Annotated in this window: 9 protein-coding genes; 2 read left to right on the top strand and 7 right to left on the bottom strand. The window is 34.6% G+C overall.

The features are described 5' to 3' along the window. The first annotated feature begins 734 nt into the window (after positions 1–734). Both asnS and rpoN read left to right on the top strand, forming a co-directional pair. Positions 735–2183 (top strand): asparagine--tRNA ligase, encoded by a 1449-nt coding sequence (asnS, locus tag DBR39_RS15135; protein WP_124534462.1) that lies wholly within the window; start codon positions 735–737, stop codon positions 2181–2183. A 159-nt stretch (positions 2184–2342) separates the two neighbouring features. Then, the gene (gene rpoN / locus DBR39_RS15130; RefSeq protein ID WP_124534461.1) at positions 2343–3806 is read left to right on the top strand and encodes an RNA polymerase factor sigma-54; all 1464 of its coding nucleotides are present in this window, start codon (positions 2343–2345) and stop codon (positions 3804–3806) included. Between the two features lie 67 nt (positions 3807–3873). Here rpoN and DBR39_RS15125 read toward each other — a convergent pair whose 3' ends face one another. From DBR39_RS15125 to DBR39_RS15095, 7 genes are all read right to left on the bottom strand, one after another. Continuing rightward, positions 3874–4245, bottom strand: a complete 372-nt coding sequence (locus DBR39_RS15125; protein WP_124534459.1) for a hypothetical protein — start codon at positions 4243–4245, stop codon at positions 3874–3876. Positions 4246–4259: 14 nt separating this feature from the next. After that, positions 4260–5495: a DUF6625 family protein gene (locus DBR39_RS15120; protein ID WP_124534457.1), complete on the bottom strand. Its 1236-nt coding sequence runs from the start codon at positions 5493–5495 to the stop codon at positions 4260–4262. A gap of 1 nt (position 5496) precedes the next feature. Beyond that, on the bottom strand, positions 5497–8547 hold the full coding sequence (locus DBR39_RS15115; protein ID WP_124534455.1) for a lantibiotic dehydratase: 3051 nt from the start codon (positions 8545–8547) through the stop codon (positions 5497–5499). Further along, positions 8544–9671 carry a lanthionine synthetase LanC family protein gene (locus tag DBR39_RS15110; protein ID WP_185147196.1) on the bottom strand — a complete coding sequence of 376 codons (1128 nt, stop codon included), beginning with the start codon at positions 9669–9671 and terminating at the stop codon, positions 8544–8546. Before DBR39_RS15110 ends, DBR39_RS15115 begins: the two co-directional genes overlap by 4 nt. Before the next feature lie 19 nt (positions 9672–9690). Further along, positions 9691–10608: an LLM class flavin-dependent oxidoreductase gene (locus tag DBR39_RS15105; RefSeq protein WP_124534451.1), complete on the bottom strand. Its 918-nt coding sequence runs from the start codon at positions 10606–10608 to the stop codon at positions 9691–9693. 68 nt (positions 10609–10676) lie between these two features. After that, the gene (locus DBR39_RS15100; RefSeq protein WP_103231653.1) at positions 10677–10859 is read right to left on the bottom strand and encodes a class I lanthipeptide; all 183 of its coding nucleotides are present in this window, start codon (positions 10857–10859) and stop codon (positions 10677–10679) included. A gap of 65 nt (positions 10860–10924) precedes the next feature. Continuing rightward, entirely contained in the window at positions 10925–12553 is a 1629-nt protein-coding gene (locus tag DBR39_RS15095) for an alpha/beta fold hydrolase (RefSeq protein WP_124534449.1), read from the bottom strand. Between the last annotated feature and the right edge of the window lie 115 nt (positions 12554–12668).

The following is a 12668-nucleotide window of genomic DNA, read 5'->3' as shown; positions in this document are numbered from 1 at the left end:
TATTTATAGATTCATGATTTTAGGTATATAAATTTATGAATCTATAAACCATTCACTTGTATCATTATTTCTCTTGCTGCATCTTTGCTTCAGGTAAAAACACAACACCTTTATTTTGTATGTGCACAGTACAAGATATCAATTCCAGACTGCTGATCAGTAAAAAGTAAATCAGGAATTGTATAGTAGAAATTATTAACGAAACTGATTATTGAGAAATGAAAATCAGTTAAAAAAACAAAGATGTAAGTAGCGAAGCAATGTTCATAAATTAAAAATGTAAAGTATAGTGATTGTGAAAAATCATGAAACAAGTAAAATAAAACCCGTTGAATCCTTCACAATGTTTAAAAGTATAGTATAGTCTAAAAATGGATGAATGACCGGTAGTTTACCATCAAATTATCACTTAAAAACTAATAACCATTTCAGTACAGTAAAACTAATTCCATGAAAACTTAGAGTAAAAATAAAATTTTATTCTTTCTAAAAGTGATAGTGTAAGTGTGTTAACTCCGTGTCAAGACGGGTTTTTATTGAAGTTCAGGATCATATTGTGTGGAAATGTAACCTGAAAATGAAGAAGAGTCTGCAGAGGAAAAAGGTAAATTTCCTGAACTGAAAGTTTAAATGCTTGTTAAATGATTTTTAAAGACGGCGCAACCATCAAGTTGCGCTGTTTTTTTGTAACTTTGCAGACATTAATTTTTATATAAAAAATTTATCATCAACAAATGAAAAAGCAAACGATCAAAGAAATCCTAAAGGATTACAAGAAAGTATTACATCATGACATTACAGTTTACGGATGGGTAAGATCATTCCGTGCCAATCGCTTTATTGCACTTAATGATGGTTCTACGATTAATAATTTGCAGATAGTTGTTGATTTCGAAAATTTTGATGAAGCAATCATCAAGAATATTAGTACTGCTTCTTCATTGAAAGTTGTAGGTGAAGTGGTGGAAAGCCAGGGAGCAGGGCAGTCTGTGGAAATTATCGCTAAGAAAATCATTATTTTAGGAGATAACTTTACGGAAGAGCTTCAAAGCACGATTCTTCAGCCTAAGAAGCACAGCCTTGAGAAACTTCGTGAGCAGGCACACTTAAGATTCAGAACAAACCTTTTCGGAGCGGTGTTCAGAGTGCGTCATGCAGTAAGCTTTGCAGTTCACTCATTCTTCAACCAAAACCAGTTCTTCTACATCAACACACCGGTTATTACAGGAGCAGATGCAGAAGGAGCAGGAGAAATGTTTGGGGTAACCAACTTTGATCTGAACAACATGCCGAGAACTGAAGAAGGAGACATCGATTTTGCACAGGATTTCTTCGGTAAAAAAACAAACCTTACTGTTTCAGGACAGTTGGAAGGAGAAACTGCAGCAATGGGATTAGGAAGAATTTATACTTTCGGACCTACTTTCCGTGCTGAAAACTCTAACACGACAAGACACCTTGCTGAGTTCTGGATGATTGAGCCGGAAGTGGCATTCAACAACCTTGAAGACAATATCGACCTTGCGGAAGATTTCTTGAAATATGTGATCCAGTATGTATTGGATAACTGTAAGGATGATCTTGACTTCTTAGACAAGCGTTTTGAAGAAGAGCAGAAGACAAAACCAGAAAAAGAAAGAGCGAAAGAAGGTCTTATCGAGAAACTTCAGAATGTAATAGCGAAGCGTTTCAAGCGTGTAAGCTATACAGAAGCTATCGAAATCTTATTGAACTCTAAAGAAAATAAAAAAGGAAAATTTGCTTACCCGGTTGAAAAATGGGGAACAGACCTTCAGTCTGAGCATGAGAGATACCTTGTGGAGAAACATTTTGAAAGCCCGGTAGTATTATTTGACTATCCGAAAGAAATCAAAGCTTTCTATATGAAACTGAACGATGACAACAAAACCGTTGCTGCTATGGATGTTCTTTTCCCTGGTATCGGTGAGATCATTGGTGGATCAGAAAGAGAAGCAAGATTGGATGTTTTAAAACAGAAAATGGCAGATATGCATGTAGATGAACACGAACTTTGGTGGTATCTTGATACCAGAAAATTTGGTTCTGTCCCTCATGCAGGATTTGGTTTAGGATTGGAAAGATTAGTTCTTTTCGTAACAGGAATGACAAATATCAGAGACGTAATTCCTTTCCCTAGAACACCGAAAAGCGCTGAATTCTAGCACAATAAAAAAAGCCTTAATCACAAGTTAAGGCTTTTTTTATTATTTAATAGTTTATTATATTAGGATAAGTAATGCAAAAATCATGCTAAATGTGTTTTTTATCAAATAAATTTATTAAATTCGTAGAATATGTTATGTTAAAACGCAAATAAGAATATGCTTAAACAACACTTACAACTCAAATTAGGACAGAAGCTGGCCCCTCAGCAGATCCAGTTGATGAAGCTTATTCAGCTCCATACTCTTGAATTTGAAGAGGAGTTGGAGAGAGAGTTAGAAGAAAACCCAGCTTTGGAAATTGCAAAAGAAGAATCTAAGGAAGATGAATATTCTTCCCTGGAAGACGCTTATCAGGATGAAGGTACGGAAAGCATTGAAACAGATTTCGACGTCAATGAATATATCTATGACGACGAACCTAGCTATAAAACCGCATCCAGTAACTATTCTCCGGATGATGAGGAATTTGATAACGAAAGCCTTCTGACAGAAGGACAGTCCTTATATGACTATCTTACAGAGCAGATTCACCTGGTGAATATCAGTGATGAAGATCTGAAGATTGCAGAATATCTTATCGGAAACTTAGATACAGACGGATATCTGAGAAGAGAAATCAAGTCTATTGTGGATGATCTGGCTTTCTCACAGGGAATTTATACAACGAAAGAAAGAGTAGAGGATATCCTTGAGAACTATGTTCAGAAACTGGATCCATCCGGCGTAGGAGCAAGAGGTCTTCAGGAATGTTTACTACTGCAGATTGAAAAGAAAGTAAGCTCTGATAAAGCAGTTTCTTTGGCTGCCAATATCTTAAGACATCAGTTCGAAGCTTTAACGAATAAGCATTATAATAAGATCATTCAGAAATATGATATTGAAGAAGAAGATCTGAAAGATGCTCTGGATGAAATTTCAAAACTGTCTCCTAAAGTAGGAGGGAATTTTGATACCCAGACGATTACAATTAATCAGGAAATTATTCCGGATTTTGTGATTCAGGTAAAAGACGGCCTGGTAATTCCTATGCTGAACAGCAAAAATGCACCTACTTTAAGAGTTTCTGAAGAATACAAAGATATTCTGACGACTTATTCTCATGATAAAAATTCATCAGAGCATAAGCAGGCTGCATTATTTATCAAGCAAAAACTGGATGCTGCAAAATGGTATATCGATGCGATTAACCAGCGTCAGAATACGTTATTACAGACGATTACAGCGATTGTAAAATTCCAGAAAGGGTATTTCATTACCGGAGACGAAAAGTCATTGAAACCAATGATTTTAAAGGATATTGCAGATATCACAGGATTTGATATCTCAACAATTTCAAGGGTAGTAAAAAGTAAATATGCAGATACTCCTAACGGTATTGTGTATCTTAAAGATCTGTTTTCCGACAGCTTAACGAATGATGATGGAGAAGAGGTTTCTACCAAAGAGATCAAAACCCATCTTCAGGAAGTTATCAGCAAAGAAAATAAGAGAAAACCGCTTACAGATGATGCTTTAGTGGTTATTCTAAAAGAACAGGGCTATAATATTGCAAGAAGAACGATTGCAAAATATCGTGAACAGCTCAATATTCCTGTCGCAAGATTAAGAAAAGAACTTTAATAGTAATACATAAAAAAGGTGAATAGACATATTCACCTTTTTTGTGTTTTAAATTCATCTGATACCACTAGGAAATCAGAAATATATTGTCACTTATTCTTTTGAAGAGATTAAATGTATTGATCTGTTTTCCATATTCTTTGCTTTCCCAATATACTTTTCCGTCTTTATAATCATTCATCAATACAAAGATTCCTCCATTGATTTTTAAGAAAGCAATAGCCGGGAAACTGAGTTCTTCAATATCTTCCCAGTCATCCAGCCTTACCACCATTGCTTCAATATCAAAATCATTCTGTAGTATATTGTAAAAGCTAAGGAAATTATAATCATCTACCGATAGAGTATAGTCTTGTATTTTTCCTGCCTTTTTATGCTGCTGTACAAATTTCTTCAGCAAAAAATTAAAGGACAGTAAATAATCATATTTTGCAATCATAAATGCTGAAGTTTTTAATAGATATAGTAGGCATTCTCTGTGATACGATTCTTTATACTCTTTATGCTTATTTTATAGGGAATATCTTCCTGGTTTTTATAATGAAAATCAATAGTACTGATATTCTTTTTGCTTACTCCTATCCACTGGTTGCCCTTAAGCTTATAAAGAGAGAATTGATTATAATGGAGTACGTTTTCGCCTTCGTTAATAATGATGAGTTTGTTCCTATCCTGTGGATAAAACGTAATATGTGTTTTTCCAATCTTGTAGGACTGTTCTTCCAGAAAATTGACATGCTGCTTTTGGGTATAAGCGAGAAGCTTAGATTTCAGCAGTAAAAATCTGTACCGTGCATGGGTCAATCTTTTCTCTATTTTTCTCCTGATCTTTTTTAATGGATAAGAAATTGTATTAGATGTATAATGAATCCCCTGTGGAGAAATTGAAAAATTGCCCTTTGCTTCAAAAGGATCTATAAAGAAATACGGATTGTCCTTAAGATTGATAAGGTGAATCAGCAGGTATTGCTTTTCCGTTACGGTATTGAAAATATTACCTTCTACCCAATGATGGGTGACATTGGAATAGACAAACTCCTGAACAATGTTTTTATGATAATATTTAATTTCTTTTTGAAGCTCCAGCCTTCTTACAACAAGAGTGAAACTTTCAATTTCGGTCGTTATTTCTGTAATATCTTTGGTATGAACAAGATTAAACTCAAAGTTGCATTCATCAAAACAGAAATGACGTGTATTTTGTAAAACATGGGCGTAATCTTTACTTTGTTTGAATAGATTAATGCACTGTTCATTGTTTTTCAACAGGGTAAAAAATCCGGCAGGATAGTTTTTGTGAGGTGAAATAACATCATATTTTTCCAATAATTTATCTGTGATAAAATATCGGATATTCCCGAAAATAATATCAATGTCACAGTATCCCCAAAAGTCATATTCCTTTAAATACTCCTGAAATATCAATCCATAAGTAGGCTTAAAATCACACAATTTGTAGCCATCCAGAATATTAATTGAAAGATTCAGTTTTTCGCTGGCAATTGTGCTGAATTCAGCAAGATTACTGATCTTTATAAAATGGACATTCGGTAAATGAAAAGGTGCTTCCAGGTTGGTGAATAATAAAAAATCAACATCCGGATTGTATTTGCAGCTGTATAAAAAATGGGTGAAATACTCAGGCCAGCTTTTGCCAAAATAACAGTTTATTAATGCGATTCTGGTCATCTTACGTCAGTTTTTTAATATTCAGCAATGAGTCATAGCTTTTATGTAAAAAATAATACAGGATAGACTCATGGATATTCGGTTTCGAAGCAAATGTTCTGTTGATAAACATATGGATATAACTTACCACTAATGATTTTACCATCTGCGGAGACTGCAGTTCCTTAATTTCAGCAATGTAACGAGCTGTTTTTTTAGTTCTGACATTCAGAATTTTAGAGAACTCATCTGTACCTGCCAGAAGTTCCAGTGTCTGATGTCTGTGATCCCTATACTTATCTTTCAATGTCTGTTTAGAATGATCATCCAGCATGTTTCCGTATCCGTTGGCGAGCTGGTGAAGGATGTCTCTTTTTTCTGTTATAGGGTAACCGAAATCATCAAGAATACGGTTGATTCCTGCTACGGCAGCTTTCCAGATGGGAGTTTCTGTGTATTCAGCTTCTTTGAGTAACTGGCAGACACATTCACTGTCGAAGTAAAAAACACTTTCCATCTGATCTATTGTGGTTTCGCCATATCGCTCAATCTCTCTGTTGTAGGTATCCAGAACAATTTTATGGATAATCATTTCTCTGGTCAGATATTTGTCAAGCAACTGATAGATCTGGCTGGAAAGAGTATGATCCTGTGATGTCGTCAGGAATCTTATTCTGATGTGCATATCCGGATCGCTGTAACGGATAAAGAACCATTTTTGTATAATTCCTTTTTTAACAAGTCCATTGGCGAATTTATAGATGGTATCTTTAATAATCTGATCCGAAACTTTTGTACTGCAATAAATCTTATAGAAAAGCCACTCACTTCCGGGAACAAAATTTCGAACCACTGTATTTTTTACAGGGAAAAGGGTAAGCTTATCCTTCTTTTTGCTGCTGGAATTATGCCATGGAATAAGAAATTCATTGCTGTGTTGATTTCCGTTCTCATCTTTAGTCACAGTTTTGTATTGTCCGGAAAGATTTTCCAGCACTCTGATCTGCTTTTCCTTCAATAGATGGTCAAAGAGAATCTCCAGTGACAGCGCATTGTTTGTAAATACAGGAAGTTCCATATCTTTTTCTGTGAAAACACAGATTTCCGGAATGTTTTTCTCCGTTAAATACTCTTTAAAAACCTGAATTGAAGCCTTTTTGCCTTTGAATATTTTATCGTAATCCAACAGCCATGAAGCTCTCGACAGAATTACGTTATTTATCATTATTCTGGGTAGATATTCATAATTGACAAACATGCCCCAGTTCCAGTTGTAGGAAGGTGTCATGTGCTGGTACTGAAGATCACAGAGAAAATGATACATCGGTACTTTATGCAGGTTATAATTATGTGCAGATGAAAGACTTGGAATAACTTCTTTATTATATTTTTTAGAACGAAGAACAATTCTGTCATTTTTAACAGAAATCATAAGGTCATTCAGATAGATGGGTTCGCTATCTGCATTGTGACGGTTAATGATTGGGATTTCATGTTTCCTTAAATGCGGTCTGATCGTAATATTCCCGACTCTCGGCTGTGGATTGTGCACCACTTCAGCAATGATCTGCCCGTCAAAGAAAGACTCTTCTTCAGACAGCGCATTTTTTACTGATTCCTCCAGCTGGTCGTCCATATGACAAAAGCGTCCCAAATAAGTGGAAGATGAAGGTCCGTCACTGAATTTATGGAAAATAACCGGCTGTCCTTCCTGATCTTCATAGATATGTACTAATGATGACATTGAGAAAGGAATGTTTTTATTTTCTTCTAAAAATGGATGAACTTCTTCTTGGGTAATTTGTATTAAATCTTCATTGTTTTTCAGAGCATTAATTAATTTTTCTCCTAAAAACTGGTTCCATTTCAGGGATCCCTGAATGACATTGGTTGTATTTTCAGACTTAAACTGGATTCCATCTGTCAGATTAGAATTGTCATTATCTGAATGTAAAGGGTAATTGATGCCTGATAACGGATCAAGGGCTAATAGTATCGGAATTTCCTGCTGGTCATATCTTGCCGTGAATTCCTTTTTAAAGTTATCCAGAGAATCAATTGTGTCAGCCGCTCCAATCTGAAAAACCGTTGAAAGTACTTTTTTAAAATCTTTAAAAATCTTCTTATCAAGCGTATTGGAAGTTTTGCCTTTCAGTAAATCGGTCTGAAGGATATTTTTTTTGTGGTTTTTAATCCCGATTGAGGTTAGTATTTCAGAAATCTGATCAACAGCAAGAAATGTGTTATTGGTTTTGTTGGCTTTTTGTACAATTTCAAAAATGGTAATCAGGCTGGGGATCAATTCTGCATCCTCATTATTTTCTTTATCTGAAGGAATTTTCAAATCTTTCAAAAACTGATACATAAAATCCTGAAAATTCTTGTCAGTAACCTTGGGTGAAAGTTCACTGACAAGAATTTTTGAATCTATCAATTCGTTGATATAGTCGAAACTGTCTTCATAAGAAATGTCCTGATTAACTAATATTTCTATAATCGCGGAAAGCTTTAAACCATCCTGACAGGCTTTTATGATCGAATTCAGATATTTGTTTTTTTCTGTTGAAATAATTTCATATTTCAACCCTGAATCCTTTATGGTAGGCTCAATATAACGGTACTTATTTTTAGTGCTGTATATCGTGTTGTTGGTATAGAATTGACAAACCTTTCTCACATGCATATTCTCTTCCAGCTTTACCGTAATATCATGCAAAAGCTGCATATCCAGTCTTGCATATATTTTATCCTGTTCTTTATCGAGGGTTATGCTAGTGCTGTCGCTCCATTCGCCCATACTTACACCGGCATTGGTTCCAAAAGGGATGGTTCTGAAATGAGTTCTCAGCCAATATTTAAGCAGAGATTTTTTTATTTTATCAGCTTTTTCTTTGGACAGTTTTTTTTCGTCCCAGTTGATGAGCTGTTCATACAAATCCGGTGATGATAAATAAATGGTATTACGGAAGCCTTCTGTATTGATATCCTCTTCCCACTGATCAATATTTTTTTGCGGAAGAAGTGGTGTTCTCAGCAGATAAAAGTTCAGTTTTTCTATATCGTTGTATTTCATCCTATGTTCATTAAATAAATTTTATCCCAATCTCTGGCTTTATCGGGATACTGATAGTCCAGCAATACCATTCCTACTCCGGAAATACCTTCCAAAAGTCCTGTGTGTTCTACCCATTCGTCATTCTTAAGGTCATAAGGGAACTTTGCTCCTTTATCCAGCTGTTGTAAGGTTAAGGACATCCAGTAATCGTGTGCTTCTTTCAGTTCTGGATTTTGAAATATTCTGTGGAATTTATTAAATATATGAGAAATTCCGGATGTTCCGTGGCATATTCCGGTGTCTATACACTCATTTTTTTGGCTGTAGAAAACCCCGGACTTGTCTGCTTTTACTTTTGATAAATTCAGAATAATAGCAAGGCACATCGCCTTCAGATCCTCATCCTGCAGAACGGTGTAAGCTTTCCAGATGCTTATAGCAACTCCTAAGTCTCCATAGCACCATGCGAGCCTTTCTGATAATTGCTTTTCTCCTGTAGCGATATTGAGTTTTGAAGGAAATATGAATTGTGAATCTTTATTTTCTTCGTAAAGTTCCTTTAGAAAGTTGACACTTCCTCTTATCAGTTTTGCACACGTCTCTTTCTCGCAGCCTTTATGATAGCATTCGGCTAAAAAGGAGATGATAGAAGGCTGGCCGTGGGCAAGACCAAGGTCAATGATATTGTCTTCTTTTACTATATGATCAATCCAGAAAAAGGATTGGTTTCTTTCATGTTTTAAATGGTCTATATAAGACACTATTTTGGCCGCAGCATCGAATTTTTTAATTTCAAGAAAATAAATTCCCAATCCGATCAGCCCTGTAAATAAATCGTACTCCTTCCTGTCTGCAGCGGCGGAAAGTAATTCTAAGAAAAATTCAATAGAATCTTCTTCTATATCTTCAATGTCTTCATCCGTAATAATATTGGCATTATGCAAAAGCCTCATGAAGTAGATAATGGCTAAGCTGCCGGTAGCAAATGAGGAATAAGAAGCTTCTGAAGCCATGTCAATAAGTTCCTCAATTTTTTCAATCTCAACATCATTGTTGTAAAATAATGAGTAATACCCATTTCCCAGACTGAATGTAATATTTTCACCTTGGTCTTCATTACATTTTTCTGAAATTTGGGTCAAAAAGAAGTCAATTTTATCTTTATACATATTGGCTTAATATTTCTATGGCTGTTAAAGAATCTTTGTGTGATTTCGAGATATTATTAAACATAAATTCATTATATCCGTAGAGCTCTTTAAATTCCAGCAGTTTTTCCTGAAAGAAACTTCCGTCTCCTACAAGGCTTATATTGCTTATATCGTTGTTGGTACTCCTTTTAGCAACATTGATCGCCTTTTGTTTTGTTTTATGGCAGCAGCCTGAAAAAGTAAGTACCATTGAGGGTTCTTTTCCATGTTTTGCTTTATATTCTGTTCTAAAATTTTGTAATTCTTCTTTAAGATAATCTTTGTTTGATTCTCCATGAAAGATGGATCTTGCAAAATTAAGATCATGCTCTAAAGCGACTTTTAAGCCTGAGTGTGATGATCCCATATACCATACATCCGGAATATTTCCTTTGTAAGGAGGGATAATTAAATCTTTTTTTAGAAATTCACTTTCCTCTCTCAGAAAGCTTAATGTAGATTCCAGCTTTGGAAGAAATGATGAAAAGTAGTTTTCTTTATCTACATCCACATTAAAATACTGAAGATCATATTCACCAACGAGGCCTTTAACGAACCCTAAGTCTAATCTTCGGGGATATAAGCTGGATAACAACTTATAATTGTGAGCCACTCTGAATGGGCTTTGTAAGGGTAAAATAACTCCGGCGATTCCTATTTTTATTTTTTCTGTTAATCCTAATAAGATGGGAATCAGCATTTCAGGAGTAGACCAGGCCATGTCATGTGCTTTTGAAAAATAGTTTTCAGTAACCCAGAATCTGGAGAAACCGAGTTCATCCGCTCTTGTAGCATAGTCAATGATATCGTATAATGATTTCTTAGAATTGTTGAGTGAGTTTTCTCTTATGCCAAATTCTAAAAGGCCTATTTTTAATTTATTTGCCATAATAGAGCTATTAAAAGCAGCTACCCCTTACGGAGTAGCTACAATTTTTGTAAAATGTTTCTGATTTACTAAGCAGGACAAACGCAAAGGTTTGTAGATCTGCTGCTTCCAGCTGTACATGTCCAGTGTGAACAATCAAAAACAGATGTTACTAGCTCTTTTCCAGCTTTTACAGATTTCATTTCTTCAGAGTTTAAATGAGATAACTTTTCTTTTTTGAAAGTTAACTTTTTTGTAAGCTTTTTGCTCATGGTGTAAAAATTTTAATTTGTACCTACTCGTTAGCTTTTCGGTTTCCGCTTTATTATCAATTAAATTATATTTTTAAAAAGTTGATGATCGACTTATTAAGTATGTCCGGTTTTTCAAACGGAACATAATGAGACGCATCGGGAACAATCAATAGCTTTGAGTTGGGAATACTGCTATTGATCAATTTTGTATGGTCTTCCTTGATCACATCATTGCTTCCTGCGATAACCAAAACAGGGTTTTTAATTGTTTTTAGCTGCTCTGTTTCAATATGAGGATGCTGAACCATTAGTTTTATTAATCTTTGGTTAGGAGCATCTTTTATTTCTAGCTGCTTTTTAAAGATATCCAGGGTTTTAGGCTCTATGCCTTCGGGATTGGTATTCGCTCCGATAACGATCAGCTTATTAACTAAATCAGGATGATTAATGGTAAATAACAGACCAGTAATTCCACCGTCGCTCCATCCTATAATATTGAATTTCTTGATATTAAGTTCTTTTGTTACGGCTAATAAATCCTCAGAAAACTCTTCATAGGTATAATCCTCTGTGGAAAGATCTGTACTTCTTCCTTGTCCTCTTGTATCTAAAACAATCACTTTGAATTGCTTTGCCAAATCAGGAATCTGGTTATAAAAATCTGATATGCTTCCATTGTTCCCATGAAGCATTACAAGTGGCTCCCCACTTCCGTATTCTTCATAATATATTTTAGCATTCTTAAGGTCAATATATTTTCCGGATTTATTTTTCCCATAAACAGTTTTCTTGGCTCTTTCTTTATTTTGATAATAATCCATCAGCATCTTATCCTCAGGGCTGTTGTCTGTTGGGCTTACACTATTAGAAACGCTTTCCTTTTTATCCTTCATATAATTAATATCAATATTGGAGATAAAGCTTCCTCCGCTGGTTTCCCATTTTCCCTGACTTTGATAACGGAACAGCAAGTCATTTGATAATGTTTTTTTTGCAGAGATTCCAAATACGAAATCTATATTATCCTGAGGTACATTTTCAACAAGCTGTAAGGTAATCGCCAGCTGGTCCAGGTCATTATAAATAAGTTTATATTTTTCCAGATCAATGGTTTGCCAGCCTGTAGTATTGGTTTTAAATATTATATTTTCCTGAAGGAGAGACTCATCCGGTAAATTATTCTTTACAGAATATATATTGAGCTTTAAAGTAATTTCCTTGAATTTAGAGCTCGGAATAATGAAAAAATTATAGCTGTTAAGTTTAGTCCACTTATAAATGTTGAATATTTGTCCCTGTTCAATGGTGGGAACATTTTGATCAAACATTTTAGAAAAAGTGAGCATTGGTCTGCTTTTAGCCCCCAGAACGTCTTTCTTTGTTTTTTTTCCGGTTATATTAATTTCCTGAATGGCATTGGTCTTTTTGCTTAATCTGATATTGGCATCTGTGGTTATTCCTTGTAGGGTAACCTTTTTATCTTCATAACCATTAGATTCAAAAATGATAAAATCACTTTTTTTTGCATTTTCAGGGATTTCTATTGAATAGTTACCATTGATATCTGTAATTGTACTTGTATTTATATTTTCCAAGCTTACTGAGCAGTAAGAAACAACTTCATTATTTTCATTGACAACCTTCCCTGATATTTTTTGTGAATAAATACTTATACTAAGTAAGAGAGCACTTAGTACCAATACAATTTTCATGTTTCAGCTTTTTTGTAAATATATTATTTTATTTCATATTAATCACCTGATAAGGAAAAAAATGAAATAAATTATTTGTCACATTTATTATTTTTGGTTGTATTTTATGATTATT

Source organism: Chryseobacterium sp. KBW03, assembly GCF_003852415.1.
Taxonomy (GTDB): Bacteria; Bacteroidota; Bacteroidia; order Flavobacteriales; family Weeksellaceae; genus Chryseobacterium; species Chryseobacterium viscerum.
The sequence above is the reverse complement of the archived record's forward strand: the minus strand, read 5'-3'. Positions and strand labels throughout refer to the sequence as shown.